Here is a 22,904-nt window from a genome sequence, read left to right as displayed (position 1 = left end):
CTCAAGCGCGACAACACGGACCAACACGGCCCGCACGGAACGGAGAAACCGTAGCCCATCCCCGCCCGGGGCGCCATCCATTTTTTCTTTCGTTGAAAGCGAAAGGGCCACCATCAACCGCCCCGTGACCAGGGGAACATGACCCCGAGCAGCGGCTCCCGAACATGCTTGCGCACCCGCCGGACGCTGAGGTACCTTCGCGGCAGTTGATCTTTGTTTTCACGCGCGATAAATGGGTCAGGTCACCAGGTCACGGGGGAGTGTACCTAGTTGTCCACAGTCGCCGATTCGCCATGGCATCACGATGTCCATGATTCGGTAGCGGTCATCGGTTTCTCTTGTCGTTTACCGGGGGCCCGGACGCCCGAGGAATTCTGGCGTCTGCTCAGCGAGGGCGCGGACGCGGTCACTTCCGTACCGGAAGATCGATGGACTCCGCGTCATTCCGACGGCGGGCCCGGGGCCCGAGCCGAACACGGAGCGGAAGCCGAGGCCGAAGCCGGGACGGAATTCGGCGCCTTCCTCGACGCGGTGGACCACTTCGACGCCGACTTCTTCGGCATATCGCCGCGCGAGGCCGCCGCCATGGACCCCCAGCAGCGGCTGATGCTCGAACTGGGCTGGGAGACCCTGGAGGACGCGGGCCTCACACCGGCCCGGCTCGCCCAGGGGCGGACGGGGGTGTTCGTCGGCGCCATCAACGACGACTACGCCACGCTGCTACGGCGCCACGGCGGCGACACCGCGGTCACCCACCACACCCTGACCGGCCTCCAGCGCGGCATGATCGCCAACCGGCTCTCCTATCTGCTGGGCACCCGCGGCCCCAGCATGGTGGTGGACTCGGGCCAGTCGTCCTCGCTGGTCGCGGTGCACACCGCCTGCCAGAGCCTGCGCAACGGCGAATGCGACACCGCGCTCGCGGGCGGGGTCCACCTCAATCTCGCGTACGACGGCGCGCTGAGCGCCGCACGCTTCGGCGGGCTCTCCCCCGACGGCACCTGCTACACCTTCGACGCCCGGGCCAACGGCTTCGTCCGCGGCGAGGGCGGCGGTCTGGTGCTGCTCAAACCCCTCGCCCGCGCGCTCGCCGACGGCGACCGGATCCATGGGGTGCTGCGCGGCGGCGCGGTCAACAACGACGGCGGCGGGGACAGTCTCACCACCCCCAGCCGGACCGCCCAGGCTGAGGTGTTGCGCCGGGCGTACGAAGCGGCCGGGGTCGGCCCCGACGAGGTGCAGTACGTCGAACTGCACGGCACCGGCACACCCGTCGGCGACCCCATCGAGGCGGCGGCGCTGGCCGAGGCGATCGGTGCGGCGCGGACGAAGGACCGGCCGCTGCTGGTGGGGTCCGCCAAGACGAACGTGGGCCATCTGGAAGGGGCCGCGGGGATCACCGGCCTGATCAAGGTCCTGCTCGCCCTGAAGGCGGCGCATCTCCCGCCCAGTCTCAACTTCCGCTCCCCCAGCCTCGCGATTCCGCTGGAGGAGTGGAATCTGCGGGTGCAGACCGAGCTGTCGGCGTGGCCGCGCCCGGATGCGCCGCTGATCGCCGGGGTGTCCTCCTTCGGCGTCGGCGGGACCAACGCCCATGTCGTCGTGGAGCAGGCTCCGGTGGTCTCACTCGCCGAGGGTGCGGCCGAAGGCGTCGCGGGGGCGTGGCGTGGTGACGTACTGCCGTGGGTGATCTCGGGCCGGACGCCGGACGGGGTGCGGGCGCAGGCGGCCCGGTTGCGGTCGTTCGCGGCGGGCGGTTCGGCGGGTGGTTCGGCGGTCGGTTCCGCGGGTGGTTCGGCCGACGGCGGTGTCTCCCCCGCCGACATCGGATGGTCGCTCGCCGAGCACCGGACGGCCCTGGAGCACCGTGCCGTGGTGGTGGCCGGGGACCGCGACGGATTCCTGGCCGGGCTGGACGCGATCGCCTCCGGTGAGCCGTCCGCCCATGTGGTCAATGGGGTGGCGGGCGAGTCGGCCGCGGGTCCGGTGTTCGTCTTCCCGGGTCAGGGCTCGCAGTGGGTGGGCATGGCCGCCGAACTGCTCGACACCTCCCCCGCGTTCGCCGAATCCATCGACCGCTGCGCCCAGGCCCTGGCCCCGCACACCGACTGGGACCTCCTCGACGTCCTGCGGCACACCAGGGACGCCGAGGCCACCGAGGACACCGAGGACGGCACCGCGCTGGAGCGCGTGGAGGTGCTACAACCCGCGCTCTGGGCCGTGATGGTCTCGCTGACGCGGGTGTGGCGTTCGCTCGGCGTCGTCCCATCGGCCGTCGTGGGCCACTCGCAGGGTGAGATCGCGGCCGCGTGCGTGGCCGGAGCGCTGTCGCTGGAGGACGGTGCCCGGCTGATCGCCGTACGCAGCCGGATCGCCGGGGCCCTGATCGGCCGGGGCGGTCTCGCGTCCATCGGCGCGTCGGAGGAGCGGGCGGCCGAGCTGCTCGCGGGCCGGGACGACGTATGGATCGCCGCGGTCAACGGGCCCGGCGCGACGGTGGTCGGGGGCAGCCCGGAGGGGCTGGCCGAGGTCACGGCCAGGGCGGAGGCCGCCGGGCTGCGGCACCGCCGGGTGGCCGCCGCGTATGCTTCGCACACCCCGCATGTCGAGGCGATCCGCGAGGAGTTCCTGCGGCTCGCGGCGGCGGTCGTCCCGCGCGCCGGGGACGTGCCGATGTACTCGACCGTCACCACCGCCCCCATCGCGGGCGAGGCGCTGGACGCCGAGTACTGGTACCGCAACCTCCGCGAACAGGTCCGCTTCCACGACACCGTCCAGAACCTGATCGCGGACGGCAACACCCTCTTCCTGGAGAGCAGTTCGCACCCCGTGCTCACCACCGCCGTCCAGGACACGGGCGGCCTCGCCGTCGGCACCCTGCGCCGGGGCGAGGGCGGCACGCGGCGGGTGCTGCTCTCGCTGGCCGAGCTGTGGGTGTACGGGGCTGCCCCCGACTGGGGAAAGGTGTTCGCCGGGACCGGCGCCCGCCGGGCCGAGCTGCCCGGCCGTGTCTTCCAGCGGCGGCGCCACTGGTTCGACGCCGTGGCCTCCCCGGCGGCCGCTGCGGATGCCGCGGCGGGGGCCACGGGCCTTGATGTGGTTCATCAGGTGCGGGCCCAGGCCGCCGCCGTCCTCGGGCATACGACGGTGGCCGAGCTCGACACCGAACGGACTTTCAAGGATCTCGGCTTCGACTCGATCTCGCTCAGCGATCTGTGCAACCGCGTCAACGCCGCGCTGGGCACCCGCCTCTCCCCCGCCGCGCTCTTCAGCCACCCGACCCCGGCCAGGCTCGCGGAACACCTCGCCGCCGGCGGCCCGTCCTCCGCACCCGCGGCGGTGGCCGCCCCCGCCGACGAGCCGATCGCCATCATCGCGATGAGCTGCCGCCTCCCCGGTGGGGTGCGCTCCCCCGAGGATCTGTGGCGGCTGGTGGCGGACGGACGGGACGCCATCTCGCCGTTCCCGGACGACCGCGGCTGGGATCTGGAACGGCTGCACGGCAGCGGGCACACCGGGAGTACTGGGAGCACCGGGAGCAGTTTCGCCCGGAGCGGTGGATTCATCGACGGGGCCACGGACTTCGACGCCCGCTTCTTCGGCATCTCCCCGCGCGAGGCCCTGGCGATGGACCCCCAGCAGCGGCTGCTGCTGGAGACCTCCTGGGAACTGCTGGAGCGGGCGGGCATCGCGCCCGACGCGCTGCGCGCCACCCGTACCGGGGTGTTCGTCGGCACCATGGACCAGGAGTACGGGCCACGGCTGCACGAGGCGCCGGAGACGGTGGACGGCTACCTCCTCACCGGCAAGACTGCCAGTGTGGCCTCCGGCCGTATCGCCTATCTGCTCGGGCTCACCGGGCCCGCCATCACCCTGGACACCGCCTGCTCGTCATCGCTGGTGGCCCTGCACCTGGCGGTGCAGTCGTTGCGCCGGGGCGAGTCCTCGCTGGCCCTGGCCGGTGGGGTCACCGTCCTCAACACCCCTGGAATCTTCACCGAGTTCGGCCGCCAGGGCGGGCTGGCCCGCGACGGTCGGTGCAAGGCGTTCGCGGCCGGGGCCGATGGCACCGGAATGGCGGAGGGCGTCGGCCTGCTCCTGGTGGAGCGGCTGTCCGACGCCCGCCGCAACCGCCATCGCGTGCTCGGCGTGATCCGTGGCACGGCGGTCAACCAGGACGGCGCCTCCAACGGCCTCACCGCGCCCAACGGACTCTCCCAGGAGCAGGTGGTCCGGCAGGCGCTGGCGGACGCGGGGCTGTCGACGTCCGACGTGGATGTGATCGAGGCGCACGGCACGGGCACGGCGCTCGGTGACCCGATCGAGGCGCAGGCGCTGCTCGCCACGTACGGCCGGGACCGGCCCGCCGACCGGCCCGCGCTGCTGGGGTCGGTGAAGTCCAACATCGGCCACACCCAGGCGGCGGCCGGAGTCGCGGGCGTCATCAAGGCGATCATGGCGATGCGCCACGGTGTCGTCCCCGCCACGCTGCATGTGGACGAGCCGACCCCACACGTGGACTGGGCGTCCGGTGGTGTGGAACTGGTGACGGAGGAGCGCCCATGGCCGGAGGCCGGACGGGCGCGGCGAGCCGGAGTCTCGTCGTTCGGCATCAGCGGGACCAACGCCCATGTGGTCCTGGAGCAGGCCCCACCGGCTCCCGCCCCTGTCCCCTCTCCCTCCCGCACCCCTCGCCCCGCCCATCCGCTCGTCGAGGCGGAAGGTGTGCTGCCGTGGGTGGTGTCGGGCCGTTCACCCGCCGCGCTGCGGGCGCAGGCGGCCCGGCTGGGTGCGTTCGCCGCCGCCACCACCTCCTCCTCCGACGCCACGCCGTTGGACATCGCGCGGGCGCTGGCGACACAGCGGGCCGCCATGGAACACCGTGCGGTCGTGGTGGCCGGGGACCGGGACGACTTCCTTGCCGGGCTGGACGCCATCGCCTCCGGTGAACCCTCCGCTCATGTGGTGGCTGGGGTGGCCGCCGGATCGGCCGCCGGTCCGGTGTTCGTCTTTCCGGGGCAGGGCTCGCAGTGGGTGGGCATGGCCGCCGAACTGCTCGACGCCTCCCCCGCGTTCGCCGAATCCATCGACCGCTGTGCCCAGGCCCTGGCCCCGCACATCGACTGGGATCTGCTCGATGTGTTGCGGGCGACCGGGGATGACGCGGCGCTGGAGCGGGTGGATGTCGTCCAGCCCGCCCTCTGGGCCGTCATGGTGTCCCTGGCCCAGGTGTGGCGTTCGCTCGGCGTCGAGCCCGCCGCCGTCATCGGCCACTCCCAGGGCGAGATCGCGGCCGCGTGTGTGGCCGGTGTGCTCTCGTTGGAGGACGGCGCACGGCTCGTGGCGCTGCGCAGCCGCCTCATCGCACGAGAACTGGCCGGGCTCGGCGGCATGGTCTCCCTCGCCGCGTCCGCCGACCAAGCGCACGACCTGCTGACCGGGCGCGAGGACATATGGATAGCGGCAGTCAACGGGCCCACCTCCACCGTCATCGCCGGGAGCCCCGCCGGGCTCGCCGAGACCACGGCGAAGGCCGAGGCCACTGGGGTCCGGACCCGTGCGATCGCCGTCGACTACGCCTCCCACACCCCGCACGTCGAACGCATCCGGGAACAGCTCCTCCAACTCGCCGCACCCATCACCCCCCACGCCGGTGACGTCCCCCTGTACTCCACCGTCACCGCCACCCCCATCGACGGCGAAACCCTCGACGCCGAGTACTGGTACCACAACCTCCGCGAACCCGTCCGCTTCCACGACACCCTGCGGACTTCACTGACCGACGGCCATACCCTCTACCTGGAGTCCAGCCCCCACCCCGTCCTCACCACCGCCGTCGAGGAGACCGCCCACGCCGCCGACCAGCGTGTCCTCGCCACCGGCACCCTGCGCCGTGACCAGGGTGGCGCCCGGCAGCTCATCAGCGCCCTCGCCGCCCTGTGGGCTCATGGCGTGAGCCCCGACTGGGCGGCGGTGTTCGCATCCGGTGGCGACACACCCGTCGATCTGCCCACCTACGCCTTCCAGCGCGAGCGCTACTGGCTCGCGCCTGTCGGCCCCGGCTCCGCCGTACGGGTCGAGCTGCCGTCCGCCACCGTGGCGGCCGAAGGGCCCGAGGCGCTTGAGGGCTTCGCGCGCCGGGTGGCCGACGCGGCCGAGGGCTCGCCCCGGCTGCGGGTGGTGCTGGACGAGGTGTGCCGCCACGCGGCCGCCGTGCTCGGGCTGTCGTCGGTGGACGAGGTGGAGACGCGGAAGGTCTTCCGGGACCTCGGCTTCGACTCGCTGACCGCCGTGGAGCTACGGAACCGGCTGGCCGTGGCGACGGGTGTGGCGCTCGCGCCGTCCGTCGTCTTCGACTATCCGACGCCCCTGACGCTGGCCCGGCATCTGCTGGACCGGATCACGGGCGGGGACACCGCCGGAGCGGGCCTGTACGCGCCCAGCGCCGTCGCACCGGTTGCGTCGGTTGTGCCGCTTGCATCGGTCGCACCGGTCGTGCCGGTCGCGCCGGGGACGGCCGCCCTGGACGAGCCCATCGCGATCGTGGCCACGAGCTGCCGTTTTCCCGCGGGCGTACGGTCGCCCGAGGATCTGTGGCGGCTGTTGCTGTCCGACCAGGACACGCTCTCCGCGTTCCCGGCGGACCGCGGCTGGGATCTCGACGCGCTCCACCACCCCGGCCCCGAACGCCCCGGCAGCAGCTATGTCCACCAGGGCGGTTTCCTCCCGGACGCCGCCGACTTCGATGCCGACTTCTTCGGCATCTCGCCGCGCGAGGCGATGGCGATGGACCCCCAGCAGCGGCTGCTGCTGGAGACCTCCTGGGAGGCCCTGGAACACGCGGGCATCGACCCGCTGTCGCTGCGCGGCAGCCGCACCGGAGTGTTCATCGGCCTCGTACCGCACGGCTACGGCGGTGACGGCGCCGACACCGAGGGGTCCGCGGGCTACCTCTTCACCGGGGCGGCGGGAAGCGTGGCATCCGGCCGGATCGCCTACGGCTTCGGGCTGACCGGACCGGCCGTCACGGTGGACACGGCGTGTTCGTCCTCGCTGGTGGCACTGCATCTCGCCGTACAGGCACTGCGCAACGGCGACTGCGGGATGGCGCTCGTGGGTGGCGTCTCGGTGATCTCCACACCGGGTGTGTTCACCGAGTTCAGCCATCAGCGCGGGCTCGCCCCCGACGGCCGCTGCAAGCCCTTCGCCGCGGCGGCGGACGGCACCGCATGGGGGGAGGGCGTGGGCGTGCTGCTGGTCGAACGGCTGTCGGAGGCCCGCCGCAACGGCCACCAGGTTCTCGCCGTCATCCGTGGCACGGCGGTCAACCAGGACGGCGCCTCCAACGGCCTCACAGCGCCCAACGGGCCGTCCCAACAGGCGGTCATCCGGCAGGCGTTGGCGAACGCACGTCTCACGCCGTCCGATGTCGATGTGATCGAGGCACACGGGACGGGTACGGCGCTCGGCGATCCCATCGAGGCGCAGGCACTGCTCGCCACGTACGGCCAGGGCCGATCCGCCGAACACCCGGCGCTGCTGGGCTCGATGAAGGCCCATGTCGGCCACACCGGCGCGGCGGCCGGGGTAGCGGGCATCATCAAGATGGTGCTGGCCCTGCGCCACGGTGTGGTTCCCCGCACCCTGCATGTGGACGAGCCGACGCCGCAGGTGGACTGGGCCTCCGGCGCGGTGCGGCTGGTGACGGAGACCACGGGCTGGCCCGAGGCGGAACGAGCGCGCCGCGCGGCGGTGTCGTCGTTCGGAGTCAGCGGCACCAACGCCCATGTGATCCTCGAAGCGGCGCCGACGGCGGACACCACATCCCAGGACACGCCCACGGAGGGTGCGCTGCCATGGGTGATCTCGGCACGCTCCGAGGCCGCACTACGGGCGCAGGCAGCGCAGTTGCGCGCGTTCGTGGCCGCGAGCGATCGGCACCTCGCCGATATCGGCTCGACGCTGGCACTGGGCCGCGCCGCGCTGGAGCACCGGGCGGTGGTCGTGGCCGCCGACCGGGACACCTTCCTGGCCGGGCTGGACGCCATCGCCACCGGCGAGCCCGCCGCCCATGTGGTCAGCGGAGTGGTCTCGGGCGAGCCGCCGTCCGGCGCGGTCTTCGTCTTTCCGGGGCAGGGCTCACAGTGGATCGGCATGGCCGCCGAACTGCTCGACTCATCAGCGGTGTTCGCCGAGTCGATCAGTCAATGCGCCCAAGCCCTCGCTCCGCATATCGACTGGGATCTGCTCGATGTGTTGCGGGCGACCGGGGATGACGCGGCGCTGGAGCGGGTGGATGTCGTCCAGCCCGCCCTCTGGGCCGTCATGGTGTCCCTGGCCCAGGTGTGGCGTTCGCTCGGCATCGAGCCCGCCGCCGTCATCGGCCACTCACAAGGTGAGATCGCCGCCGCATGCGTAGCCGGTGTGCTCTCGTTGGAGGACGGCGCACGGCTCGTGGCGCTGCGCAGCCGCCTCATCGCGCAGGAGTTGGCCGGACACGGCGGCATGGTCTCCCTCACGACCCCCGCCGACCAGGCGCACGACCTGCTGACGGGCCACGACGACGTCTGGATCGCCACCGTCAACGGCGCGACCTCCACCGTCATCGCCGGGAGCCCCGCCGCGCTCACCGATGTCATGGCACAAGCGGAAGCCACCGGGATCCGGGCCCGTGCGATCGCCGTCGACTACGCCTCCCACACCCCGCACGTCGAACGCATCCGGGAGCAGCTCCTCCAGCTCGCCGCACCCATCACCCCCCACGCCGGGCACGTGCCCATGTACTCCACCGTCACCGCCACCCCCATCGACGGCGAAACCCTCGACGCCGAGTACTGGTACCGCAACCTCCGCGAACCCGTCCGCTTCCACGACACCCTGCGAACTTCGCTGACCGACGGCCACACCCTCTACCTCGAAACCAGCCCCCACCCCGTCCTCACCACCGCCATCCAAGAAACAAACGCCCACGCCACCGGCACCCTCCGCCGCGACCACGGCGACACCCAACAACTCCTCACCTCCCTCGCCACCCTCTGGACCCACGGCCTCACCCCCAACTGGCCCACGATCCTCACCCCCAACAACCCCACCCCCACCAACCTCCCCACCTACCCCTTCCAACGCCGCCACTACTGGCTGGATACCGCGCCCCCGGGCCGACACCGCGCCAACGCGACGACCGGCCCGGATTCGCACACCGGTTTCTGGGAAGCAGTGGAGCGCGAGGATCTGGAAGGGCTGGCCCGGACCCTGCGGTTGGAGCAATCCCAGGCGGAGTTGACGACCCTGCTGCCCGCGCTGTCGGCGTGGCATCGGCGGCAGAGCGCGGCGTCCACGATGGACGCGTGGCGGTATCGCGAGGGCTGGAAGCCGCTGCCCGACACCACCGCGCCCGTGCTGTCCGGCACCTGGCTCGTCGTCCTGGCACCCGACCAGAAGGGCGATGCGCTGTACGAGGCGATCGCCACGGCCCTCGACCGGCACGGGGCCACGGTGGAAACGGTGGTCGTGGCGCCCGACGACCCGCGCCGCTGGGCCGACACCCTCGTCGCCCTCGCCGCACACACCACCACGCACACCACCGCACACACCACGGCGCACCCCACCTCGCCCGTCGTCGGCGTGCTCTCGCTGCTCACCCGCGACGAGGCCGCCGGGCTGCACCGCACCCTGCGGCTGATCCAGGGGCTGGAGGCGGCGGGGCCGTTCGCGCCGCTGTGGTGTGTCACCCAGGGCGCGGTGTCCGTCGGCGCCCACGATCCGCTGACCGGCCCGGCGCAGGCGCTGGTGTGGGGTCTGGGCCGGGTGGCGGCGCAGGAACTCGCCACCCGCTGGGGCGGATTGGTCGATCTGCCCCAGGAGCTGGACGAACGGGCGACGGCCCGGCTGTGTGCGGTACTGGCCGCCGGTGGCCACGAGGACCAGGTCGCGGTCCGCGCCACCGGGATCCTCGGGCGTCGTGTCGTCAGGGCGCCACGCCTTAGCGATGTGCTCGATGACGGCGATGTGCTCGATGACGGCTGGTCCCCCGGCCCTGGCACGGTCCTGATCACCGGTGGCACCGGGGCCCTCGGCAGCCGGCTGGCCCGTCGGCTCGCGGCCCGTGGCGCCGAGCATCTGCTGCTCATCAGCCGTCGCGGGGACGCCGCGCCGGGAGCGGACGAGCTGGTGGCCGAGCTGACCGCCTCGGGGGCCAAAGCGACCGTGGCGGCCTGCGATGTCGGGGACGCCGACGCGCTCCGCGCGCTTCTGGCGTCGATTCCGGCCACGTACCCGCTGACCTCGGTGTTCCACACGGCGGCCGTTCTGGACGACGCCGCCATCACCTCCCTCACCCCCGAGCAGGTGGACCGCGTGCTGCGGGTGAAGGCGGACGCGGCGTGGCGGCTGCACGAGCTGACCCGGGACCTGGAGCTGTCCGCGTTCGTGCTGTTCTCCTCCCTGGCGGGCACCGTGGGCATGGTGGGTCAGGGCAACTACGCGCCCGCCAACGCCTATATGGATGCCCTTGCTCGCCACCGCCGCGCACGGGGGCTGGTGGCCACCTCCGTGGCCTGGGGTTCCTGGGCGCAGGGCGGGATGGCCGAACGGGACGCGGTGACCGAGCTGCGGCTGCGCCATGGCGTACCGCTGCTGCCGCCGGAGTCGGCGCTCCTCGCGCTGGAGGCCGCGCTGGCGGACGGCGAAACGGCCCTGGTGATCGCCGATATCGACTGGGGCCGCTTCGCCCACGCCTACACCGCCGCCCGCCCCAGCCAGCTGCTCGAAGAGATCCCCGAGGCCCGGCGGGCGCTCGGCGCGGTCGAGGATGCCGGGGACGGGGCCTCGGGCGGTGGTACGGGCGGTACGGTGGCGGCCCTGCGCGACCGGCTCGCCGACGTGAAGCCCGAGGAGCGCGAACGGCGGCTCCTCGACGCCGTACGCGGTCAGGTGGCCGCGGTCCTCGGCCATGGCTCGGCCGAGGCCGTGGGCACCAGGCGGCCGTTCCTGGAGCTCGGCCTGGACTCGGTCACGGCGGTGGAGCTGCGCAACCGGCTCGGGAGCGTCACGGGGCTCCGGCTGCCCGCCACCGTGATCTTCGACTTCCCGACCGTGGCCGAACTCGTCGGCTATCTGAGCGCTCAGCTCTTCAGCGGCATCGGCGACGGCCCGGACGGCGCCGGTCAATCCGCCACGGGGGACGGCACCGTCGAACTCGACCGCCTGGAACGGCTGTTGGTGTCATTGCCGAGCGACGCCCCCGCCCGTTCCGAGATCGCCGACCGGCTGCGCCGGCTGCTCCGGTCCGCCGTGCGCGCCATGGACGCCATAGACGCCGTGGACGCCGTAGGCACCACGGACACCCCCGACGAGCCGGTGACGTCCGACGATCTCGAAGCGGCCACCAACGACGAGCTCTTCGACTACATCGAGAAGGAGTTCGGGATCTCCTGATCCCGCTCCCGCCCACCCCGCTGACCAGCCGGTCTGTCCGCCATACCCCCTCCCACCGCCGACTCTTCGCATGGAGCCCCGACATGGACGATGTGCACAAGCTCCGCCACTATCTGACCCGGGTCACCGCGGAGCTCAAGGAGACGCGGGCGCAACTGCGGGCGGCGGAGTCGGCGGCCGCCGAGCCGGTGGCGATCGTGGGGATGAGCTGCCGCTACCCCGGCGGGGTGGCCTCGCCCGAGGCGCTGTGGGAGCTCGTCGAAGGTGGCGGGGACGCCATTTCCGGGTTCCCGGTCGACCGTGGCTGGGATCTGGCGGGGCTGGCCGACCCGGATGGCGAGCGGCCGGGCACCTCGTACACCGCCGAGGGTGGATTCCTGCACACCGCGGGCGAGTTCGACGCCTCCTTCTTCGGCATCTCCCCGCGTGAGGCGCTTGCGATGGATCCCCAGCAGCGGCTGCTGCTGGAGACGTCCTGGGAGCTGTTCGAGCGGGCGGGCATCGAACCGTCGTCGCTGCGCTCCAGCCGGACCGGGGTGTTCATCGGCGCCAGCTTCCATGACTACGGCAGCAGGCTGCCCGCGATCCCGGAGGAGGTCGAGGGCCATGCCATGACCGGTGTCGCGGGCAGTGTCGTCTCCGGGCGTATCGCCTACACCTTCGGGCTGACCGGCCCGGCCCTCACCGTGGACACCGCGTGTTCGTCGTCGCTGGTGGCCATGCATCTGGGGGTGCGGGCGCTGCGCAACGGTGAGTGCGGGATGGCGGTCGTCGGCGGTGTCGCCGTGATGTCCACACCGGATCTGTTCACCGAGTTCAGCAGGCAGCAGGGGCTGGCCCGGGACGGCCGGTGCAAGGCGTTCTCCGCCGCCGCGGACGGCATGGGCGCGGCCGAGGGCGTGGGGCTGCTGCTGGTGGAACGGCTGTCCGACGCCCGCCGCAACGGCCACCAGGTGCTCGGCGTGATCCGTGGCACCGCCGTCAACCAGGACGGCGCCTCCAACGGCCTCACCGCGCCCAACGGCCCCGCCCAGCGGCGGGTGATCCGGGACGCGCTGGCCGACGCGGGCGTGGCCCCGTCCGAGGTGGACGTGATCGAGGCGCACGGGACCGGTACGGCGCTGGGCGATCCCATCGAGGCACAGGCGCTGCTCGCCACGTACGGCCAGGACCGGCCCGCCGAACGCCCCGCGCTGCTGGGATCGGTGAAGTCCAACCTCGGCCACACCCAGGCCGCGGCGGGGGTGGCCGGTGTGATCAAGATGGTCATGGCGATGCGCCATGCCGTCGTACCGCGCACCCTGCATGTGAACGAGCCGACGCCGCAGGTGGACTGGGCCTCCGGCGCGGTGGATCTGGTGACGGAGAACGCGCCCTGGCCCGAGGCGGGACGGGCGCGCCGCGCGGCGGTGTCGTCGTTCGGAGTCAGCGGCACCAACGCCCATGTGATCCTCGAAGCGACCCCGACGCCGGACCCCACATCCCAGGACACGCCCACGGAGGGCGCGCTGCCATGGGTGATCTCGGCACGCTCCGAGACCGCGCTACGCGCCCAGGCGGCGCAGTTGCTGACGTTCGCGGCCACGAGCGACCGGCACCTCGCCGACATCGGCTGGACGCTCGCACAACACCGGGCCGCGCTCGAACACCGCGCGGTGGTCGTCGCCGCCGACCGGGACACCTTCCTCGCCGGGCTGGACGCCATCGCCACCGGCGAGCCCGCCACCCACGTGGTCAGCGGAGTGGCCCCGGAAGAACCGCCGTCCGGCGCGGTCTTCGTCTTTCCGGGGCAGGGGTCACAGTGGGTCGGCATGGCCGCCGAACTGCTCGACTCATCTGCGGTGTTCGCCGAGTCCATCGACCGGTGCGCCCAGGCCCTCGCCCCGCACATCGAGTGGAATCTCCTCGACGTCCTACGCGATACCTCGGACGGAAGCGCGCTGGAGCGGGTGGATGTGGTCCAGCCCGCCCTCTGGGCCGTCATGGTGTCCCTGGCCCAGCTGTGGCGTTCGCTCGGCATCGAACCCTCCGCCGTCATCGGCCACTCACAAGGTGAGATCGCCGCCGCATGCGTAGCCGGTGTGCTCTCGTTGGAGGACGGCGCACGGCTCGTGGCGCTGCGCAGCCGCCTCATCGCGCAGGAGTTGGCCGGACACGGCGGCATGATCTCCCTCGCCACCTCCGCCGACCAAGCGCACGACCTGCTGACCGGCCGCGACGACGTCTGGATCGCCACCGTCAACGGGCCCGCCTCCACCGTCATCGCCGGAACCCCCACCGGGCTCGCCGAGGTGACCGCCGCGGCCGAGAACGCCGGACTGCGCACCCGCGCCATCCCAGTCGACTACGCGTCCCACACGCCCCACGTCGAACGCATCCGGGAACAGCTCCTCCAACTCGCCGCACCCATCACCCCCCACGCCGGGCATGTGCCCATGTACTCCACCGTCACCGCCACCCCCATCGACGGCGAAACCCTCGACGCCGAGTACTGGTACCGCAACCTCCGCGAACCCGTCCGCTTCCACGACACCCTGCGAACTTCGCTGACCGACGGCCACACCCTCTACCTCGAAACCAGCCCCCACCCCGTCCTCACCACCGCCATCCAAGAAACAAACGCCCACGCCACCGGCACCCTCCGCCGCGACCACGGCGACACCCAACAACTCCTCACCTCCCTCGCCACCCTCTGGACCCACGGCCTCACCCCCAACTGGCCCACGATCCTCACCCCCAACAACCCCACCCCCACCAACCTCCCCACCTACCCCTTCCAACGCCGCCACTACTGGCTCTCGGCGGCCGAGCGGATCGGGGACCTCGCGGGCGCGGGGCTGTCCGTGGTGGGGCATCCGCTGGTGGCGGCCGGGGTGAGCATGGCCGAGGGCGGCGGGTTCGTGTTCACGGGCCGGATCTCCACCCGTACGCAGCCATGGCTGGCCGACCACATGGTGCTGGACCGGGTCCTGGTGCCGGGCGCGGCCCTGCTGGAGCTCGTGCTGGGGGCCGGGCAGCACGTGGGCGCCGAACGGCTGGACGAGCTCGTTCTGCACACCCCGCTGACCGTGCCGTCCGATGACACCGCCCTCGACATCCAGGTGGGTGTCGACGCGGCGGACGAGCGGGGCGCGTACGCCGTACGGCTGCACTCCCGGCCGCACCGCCCGGAGCAGGACGACGATCCGGCGGACTGGGTGTGTCATGCCACGGGGACGCTGACGGCGTCCGCAGCGCCCGGTGATGTGCTCATGGGCGCCGAGGTGGAGGCCGAGGTCCAGTGGCCGCCCACCGGCGCGGATCCGGTGGACATCGACGCGTTCTACGAGCGGCTGGCGGACCACGGCTATGGCTACGGCCCGGTGTTCCAGGGCGTGCGTGCCGTATGGCGCCGGGGCGAGGAGATGTTCGCCGAGGTGCGGCTGCCGGAGTCGGCCGCCGGTGGCGCCGACCGGTTCGGTGTGCATCCGGCGCTGGTGGACGCGGCGTTGCAGACGCGTCTTGTGGGGCTCCTGGAGGGCGAGACGGAGCGGATGATGCCGCTGTCGTTCTCCGGGGCGCGGCTGCATGCCACGGGCGCGACCGTCGCCCGGGTGCGGACAGCGCCCACGGGGCCAGGTGGAATCTCGGTGCGGATGACGGACCTCACCGGGCTGCCGATCCTCACCATCGACGAGGTGGTCTCACGGCCCCTGACGGCCGACGCGCTGACGGTCGCCACCGGGGCGGCCCCGGACGCGCTCTTCGAGGTCATCTGGACGCCGCTGCCCCTCCGGCCGTCCGAGGAGGGCACGGAGCCCATGGCGGTGCTCGGCACTGCCCTGCCCGACGGCCCCGACGCCCCCGTCCACGCGGATGTGGCCGCGCTCCTCGCCGCCGTACGCACCGGCACACCGCTGCCCCCGCTGGTGGTGCTCCCCGCTCTCCCGGCGCAAGCCCCGGACGGGGTGGCCGATGTGCCCGCCGCCAGCCGGGACCGGTTGGCGGCCGTGCTTGCGACGGTACGCGAATGGCTGAGCCATCCCGAACTCGACGGTGTCCGGCTCGCGTTGGTGACCCGGGGCGCGGTGGCGGCGTTCCCGGGCGAGCGGGCCGAGCTGGCCCTGACCGGGGTGCGGGGGCTGTGGCGTTCGGTGTGCTCGGAGCACCCGGGCCGGTTCGCACAGGTGGATCTGGACGGTGCTCCCGAGTCCGCCGCGGCGCTGGCCGGCGCCCTCGCCACGGGTGAGCTCGAGCTCGTGGTGCGCGCCGGAGCGGTGTCCGTACCCCGGCTGGGCCGGGTCTCGCCGTCGGACGCCGACATGCTGACGGCCCCCGAAGGGGCCTGGAGCCTGGACCTGGACACCGGGGGCACCGTGGAGGGGCTGCGGCTCGTGCCCGCTCCGGGGGCCGAGGCGCCTCTGGCCCCGGGCCAGGTGCGGATCGCGGTGCGCGCCACGGGCGTCAACTTCCGTGATGTCCTTCTCTCGTTGGGCGTCGTACCCAGCCTTGGGCCCGGCAGTGAAGGGGTCTTCGCGGCCGAGGGCTCCGGTGTGGTGCTGGAGGTCGGCCCCGGTGTCGACGGCCTCGCGGTGGGCGACCGGGTGATGGGGCTGGTGTCGGGCGCGTATGCGGGCCCGGTGGCGGTGGCCGACGCCCGGATGGTCGTACGGATGCCTCACGGCTGGACGTTTCCGCAGGCGGCGTCGGTGCCCGCCGCGTTCCTGACCGCCTACTACGCCCTGGTCGAGCTGGCCCGGGTGCGTGCGGGCGAGTCGGTTCTGGTACACGCCGCCGCGGGTGGCGTGGGGATGGCGGCGGTACGGCTGGCGCGCCATCTCGGGGCCGAGGTGTACGCCACCGCGAGCGAGCCGAAGTGGTCCGTGGTGCGGGGCATGGGCGTTCCGGCCGATCGGGTGGCATCGTCGCGCACCCTGGAGTTCGCCGACCGCTTCCTGACCGCGACCGGTGGCCGGGGCGTCGATGTCGTACTGAACTGCCTGGCCGGGGAGTTCATCGACGCCTCGCTGACGCTGCTGCCGCGCGGTGGCCGGTTCATCGAGATGGGCAAGACGGACGTCCGGGACGGCGATGAGGTGGCCGCGCGATGGCCGGGCGTCGGCTATCGGGCGTTCGACCTCGCCGAGGCCGGGGCGGAGCGGCTGGGCGCGATGCTGGCCCATCTCACCGAGCTGTTCGAGGCGGGTGTGCTGGCGCCACTGCCGGTGACGGCGTGGGACACCTGCCGGGCGCGGGAGGCGTTCCGCCATGTCAGCCAGGCCCGTCACACCGGAAAGGTGGTGCTCACCCCTCCCCAGGACGCGATCGACGGCACCGTGCTGATCACCGGTGGCACGGGGGTCATCGGCTCGGCGGTGGCCCGGCATCTGGTCACCCGCCATGGCGTCACCGACCTGGTCCTCGTCGGCCGCCGAGGCCCGGACGCCCCCGGAGCACGCGAACTCACCTCCGAATTGGGCGAGTTGGGCGCCACCACCCGGGTGGTGGCGTGTGATGTCTCCGACCGGACGGCGCTGGGCGCGCTGCTGGACGGCCTGCCGGGGCTGCGCGGTGTGGTGCACGCGGCCGGAGTGCTGGACGACGGTGTGGTCTCCGCCTTGACCCCCGAGCGGCTGGATACCGTGCTGCGCCCCAAGTCGGACGCGGCCTGGAATCTGCATGAGCTGACCCGGGACCGGGATCTGGCGCTGTTCGCGCTCTTCTCCTCCGCCGCCGGGGTGCTGGGCTCGGCGGGCCAGGGCAACTACGCGGCCGCCAACGCGTTTCTGGACGCCCTCGCCCGGCACCGCCGCGACCAGGGCCTGCCCGCGCACGCCCTCGCCTGGGGCCTGTGGGGCGAACGCGGCACGATGACCGGTGGCCTGGGCGCCACCGACCTCGACCGGATGCGCCGTCAGGGCGTACGGCCGCTCACCACCGACCAGGGGCTGGCGCTCTTCGACGCGGCCATACGGGCGCCCCGCGCGCTCAGCGTTCCGGTCCGGCTGGACGTGGCCGCCCTGCGCCGCCACGGCGAGCCCGCGCCACTGCTGCGCGGACTGGTCCGTACGACGACGGTCCGGCGCGGCGCCGCCAACACGGCCTCGGGCGGCGGCGGGCTGCGGGCTCGCCTGGCCGCGCTGTCCCCGGCGGACCGCGAGCGCACGCTGAACGACCTCGTACGGGCCCAGGCCGCCGTGGTGCTCGGGCATGCGGGCGGTGACGCGGTGGCCGGGGACCGCTCCTTCAGGGACCTGGGCTTCGACTCGCTGACCGCCGTGGAACTGCGCAACCGGCTCGGCACGGCCACCGGGCTGCGGCTTCCGGTGACCGCCGTCTTCGACCATCCGACCCCGGCCGCGCTGGTGGCGGAGCTGCTGCGGCTGCTGGCGCCGGACGGCGAACCCACCGTTGTCCCCACCCCCGCGGCGGCGGCCGCCCATGACGACGACCCGATCGCGATCGTCGGGATGAGCTGCCGCTTCCCCGGCGGGGTGCGCTCGCCCGAGGAGCTGTGGCGGCTGCTGGCCGAAGGGCGGGACGCCATCGGCCCCTTCCCCGACGACCGCGGCTGGCACGCCGAGCTGGGCCGCCCCGGCGCGCCCGGGGACGGGGGCTACGCGCCGGCCGGTGGCTTCCTGTACGACGCGGCCGACTTCGACGCCGAGTTCTTCGGCATCTCGCCCCGTGAGGCGCTGGCCACGGACCCCCAGCAGCGGCTGCTGCTGGAAACCACATGGGAGGCGTTCGAACACGCGGGCATCGACCCCACCGCACTGCGCGCCACCCCGACCGGGATCTTCGCGGGGCTGATCTACAACGACTACGCCACGCGCTTCCCCGAGCAGCTGGCCGACGGCTTCGAGGGCTATCTCGGCAACGGCAGCGCGGCCAGCGTGGCCACCGGACGGGTGGCCTACACCCTCGGGCTGGAGGGCCCGGCCATCACCGTGGACACCGCGTGCTCCTCGTCCCTGGTGGCGCTGCACCTGGCCGCGCAGGCGGTACGGCAGGGCGAATGCGGCCTCGCGGTGGCCGGTGGGGTGACGGTCATGTCGACCCCGCGGCCGATCGTCGAATTCAGCAGGGTCGGCGGGCTCGCCCCCGACGGCCGCTCCAAGGCGTTCGCCGCCGAGGCCGACGGGATGGGCTTCGCCGAGGGCGTCGGCATGCTGGTGGTCGAGCGGCTGTCCGACGCCCGCCGCCACGGCCACCGGGTGCTGGCGCTGCTCCGGGGCTCCGCGCTCAACCAGGACGGCGCGTCCAACGGCCTCACGGCGCCCAGCGGCCCGGCCCAACAGCGGGTCATCCGGCAGGCGTTGGCGAACGCGGGCCTCACGGCGGCCGATGTGGACGTGGTCGAGGCGCATGGCACGGGGACGTCGCTGGGCGACCCGATCGAGGCACAGGCCCTGCTCGCCACGTACGGCCGGGACCGGCCCGCCGACCGGCCGGTGGTGTTGGGCTCGGTGAAGTCCAACCTCGGCCACACCCAGGCCGCGGCCGGGGTCGCGGGCGTCATCAAGATGGTGCTGGCCCTGCGCCACGGCGTCGTGCCCCGCACCCTGCACGCCGAACGCCCCACCGAGCGGGTGGAGTGGACGGCCGGTGCGCTGCGGCTGGCCACGGAGAACCAGGACTGGCCCTCGGCCGGTGCGCCCCGGCGCGGCGCGGTGTCGTCGTTCGGGATCAGCGGCACCAACGCCCATGTGATCCTGGAGGAGGCGCCGGACGCCACCACTCCCACTGAGCCGACGCCGGTGGCGGTGCCGTGGGTGCTCTCGGCGAAGAGCGCCGACAGCCTGCGCGACCAGGCCCGCAGGCTGCGGGAGCGGCTGGCCGCCGAACCCGGCTTGGCGCCCGTCGATGTGGCCCGCTCGCTGCTGTCCCGGGCCGTCTTCGGCCGGCGCGCCGTGGTGGTCGGCCGTACCCGGGAGGACTTCCTGGACCGGCTGGCGGCGCTCGGCCGTGGCGAACCGGCCACCGGCGTGGTGCGGAGTGTGTCCACGGACCGGTCCGTGGAGGCCGACCGGTCGGGGCCGGTGTTCGTGTTCCCCGGACAGGGTTCGCAGTGGGCCGGGATGGCGGCCGAACTCCTGGACGTCTCAACGGAGTTCGCCGAGTCGTTCGACGACTGCGCGCGGGCGCTGGCCCCGTATGTCGAGTGGTCGCCGCTCGATGTGGTGCGCGGACGCCCCGGCGCGCCGTCGCTGGATCGCGTCGATGTGGTGCAGCCGGTGCTGTGGGCGGTCATGGTGTCCCTGGCGCGGGTGTGGCGGTCCCATGGGGTCGAGCCCGCCGCGGTGGTGGGGCACTCCCAGGGCGAGTTGGCGGCGGCGTGTGTCGCGGGGGTGCTCTCGCTGGACGACGCCGCACGTGTCGTCGCGCTGCGCAGCCGGCTGATCGGAAGCGAACTGGCCGGCCGGGGCGGCATGGTCTCGCTGCCCGTGCCGGTGGACGAGGCCGGGAAGCTGGTGGCGCCCTGGGGCGAGCGGATCTGCGTGGCCACCGTGAACGGGCCCGGCTCGACCGTGGTCGCCGGGGACGCGGCGGCGCTGGACGAGCTGATGGCGGCGTGTGAACGGGACGGGGTGCGGGCGCGCCGCGTCCCGGTGGACTACGCCTCGCACACCCCACAGGTCGAACGGATCCGTGAGCGGCTGCTGGAACTGGCCGCGCCCATCGCGCCCCGCCCCGGCGAGGTGCCGATGTACTCGACGGTGACCGGCGCCCTCCTCGACGGCGCGAGCGCCGACGCGGAGTACTGGTACCGGAACCTCCGCGAGACCGTACGGTTCGAGCACGCGACCCGCACCCTGGCCGACGCCGGGCACACGGTGTTCATCGAGGTGAGCCCGCACCCGGTGCTGATCCCCGGGATCGAGCAGACGGTCGAGGAGCGGACCGAGCGGACGGTCGAGGAGCGGACCGAGGAGCGGACCGGGCGGACGCCGCAGGGCACCTCGGCGGCCGTGGTGGTGGGCACGCTGCGCCGGGACGAGGGCGGCCGGGAGCGGCTGCTCACGGCGCTCGCGGAGCTGTTCGTGGCCGGTGGCGCGGTGGCGTGGGCGACCGCGTTCGACGGCGGGCGGCCCGTCGATCTGCCGACGTACGCGTTCCGCGCGCGGCGGTACTGGCTGGACGCGCCCGAGCACACCGGGGACGCGGGCGGCGCCGGGCTCACGGCGGTGGGCCATCCGCTGCTGGCGGGAGCGGTGACCCCGGCCGGGAGCGACACCGTGCTGTTCACCGCGCGGCTGTCGCAGACCACTCACCGCTGGCTCGCCGACCACGCGGTGCTGGGCGGTGTGGTGCTGCCCGGCAGTGTGTTCCTCGACTGGGCGCTGTACGCGGGGCGTACGGTCGGCTGCCCGCACCTGCCCGAACTCACCCTCCAGGAGCCGCTGTTCCTGCCCGCCACCGAGGCGGCCGACCTCCAGGTCCAGGTGGGCGAGGCCGATGAGGAGGGCCACCGGGAGCTCACCGTGCACTCCCGCCGCGAGTCGGCGGCCGGGGACACGGCGGCGGGCTGGACGTGCCATGTGCGGGCCGTCGTGGCACCGGACCCGGCAGACCCCGACGGTCAGGAGGGCGGTGGCACGGCCGCGTTCGCCGAGATGGCCGCCACCTGGCCGCCGCCCGGTGCCCGTGCCGTCGACCTGACGGGTTTCTACGACCGGCTGGCGTCCGACGGTTTCGACTACGGCCCGGCCTTCCGCGGACTGCGGGCGGCCTGGCGGCACGACGGGGACGTCTACGCGGAGGTGGCCCTGAGCGAGGGGGAGGGTGGCGGACCGGTGGACGGCTTCGCGCTGCACCCCGCGCTGCTCGACACCGCCCTGCACGCGATCGGCCTCGGCGGGTTCTTCGACCGGGCGGAGTCGGCGGGCACGCCGATCCGGATGCCGTTCTCCTGGACCGGTGTCCGGCCGCACTCCGCCCCGGACACCGTCCCGCCCGCCACCGTACGGGTACGGCTGTCCGCCGTCGGCCCGGATGCCATCGGCGTCCATCTCACGGGCGACGACGGTCAACCGCTCGCGCAGATCGACGAGTTGACGCTGCGGCCGGTGTCCGCGGACCGGTTGCGGGCGGCCGCGGAGGAGCGTGCGGCCCGCCCCGTACGGCGCGAACGGCCGCGCCCCCGGCCGCAGGACACCGCCGCCGCCCAGCGCGTCCTGGACGCGGCGCCCGAGGACCGGGAGCGGCTGCTGGCGGACCTCGTCCGGGAACAGCTGCGCGCGGTGCTCCACCACGAGGCGGACGCCGAGATCGGCCCGGACACCGAGTTCCTGGCGCTCGGCATGGACTCGGTGCGCGGGATCGATCTGCGCGACCGGCTCGCCACACTGCTGGGGCTCCGGCTGTCGGCCACGGCGACGTTCGAGCACTCGAGCGTGGACCGGCTCGCCGGGCACCTGGCCACGCTGGTGGACAGCCGGGCCGCCATCCGGCCGAGCGCGCCCGTGGCCGATGACACCACGCCACCGGAGCAGACCGCGTCCGAGACCGCGCCCGACGGCTCCGCGCCGCCGCCGTCCGCCATCGAGATGGAGCTGGCGAAGGCCACCGCGGCCCCGGAGTCGGACCCCTACGACAGCCTCACCACCCTCTACCACCAGGCGTACGCCAGCGGCCGCGCCCAGTCGGTGGGCATGGCGCTCATCCAGGCCGCGGGCCGGCTCCGGCCGTCCTTCACCGCCGAGGACGCCGCCGACCACGTCCTCCCGCCGGTGAAGATGGCGAGTGGCGACGGCACCCGGGCCACGCTGGTGTGTCTGCCCGCCATCACCGCCACCGCCGGGCCGATCCAGTACGGGATGATGGCACAAATGTTCGAGGGCAGGCGGGATGTGCTCTCGCTGGTCAACCCCGGCTATCTCGAAGGCGAGTTGGTGGCCGACAGCTTCGACGCCCTGATCGAGCTGCACCTCCACCAGCTGCGCGCGGCAATCGGCACCGAGCGCTACGTCCTGGTCGGCCACTCCATGGGCGGGCTGCTGGCCTACGCCCTGGCGGAGCGGGCCGAGGGGGCGGGGCTGCCACCCGGCGCGGTCGTGCTGCTCGACACCTTCGAGGCCACCCACCAGTTCTCCGAGAAGACCCACATCGCGCTGAACGAGGGCCTGGACTCCCGGGAGCAACTGCTCGGCGACTTCGCGCTGACCGGCGCGAAGCTCTCGGCGAGCGGGCGCTACAACGCGCTGCTGATGGAGGAGTGCGCCCTGCGGCCCGCCCAGAGCCCGACGTTCTTCCTGAGCGCGGCCGAGCCCATGCCCCACCAGGACGAGGGGTTCGAGGGCGACGCGTGGCGCGCGGTCTGGCCCTTCCCGCACACCGCCCGGGCCACCCCGGGAGACCACTTCACGATCATGGAGCACCACCTCCCCGAGACCACGGAGGCCATCGAGAACTGGCTCACCGAACGCGGTCTGTGACCCGCCCGAATCCGAACCTCGTGCCCGCGGCCTCCCGCGGCTGCCGGTGCG

1 protein-coding gene and 1 pseudogene are annotated in these 22,904 nt (G+C 73.3%); both read left to right on the top strand.

The features are described from left to right. Nucleotides 1–270: 270 nt before the first annotated feature. Nucleotides 271–11,436, top strand: a complete 11,166-nt coding sequence (locus tag ACJX2R_RS37710; RefSeq protein ID WP_413103722.1) for a type I polyketide synthase — start codon at nucleotides 271–273, stop codon at nucleotides 11,434–11,436. A 92-nt stretch (nucleotides 11,437–11,528) separates the two neighbouring features. Then, nucleotides 11,529–22,820 (top strand): annotated as a pseudogene (locus ACJX2R_RS37705) (SDR family NAD(P)-dependent oxidoreductase); the annotation flags it as partial. Between the last annotated feature and the right edge of the window lie 84 nt (nucleotides 22,821–22,904).

It is taken from the genome of Streptomyces sp. Inha503 (genome assembly GCF_047215865.1).
Classification (GTDB): domain Bacteria; phylum Actinomycetota; class Actinomycetes; order Streptomycetales; family Streptomycetaceae; genus Streptomyces; species Streptomyces lycopersici.
Note: the sequence above shows the minus strand (reverse complement) of the source record. Positions and strands in the feature narration are given on the sequence as shown.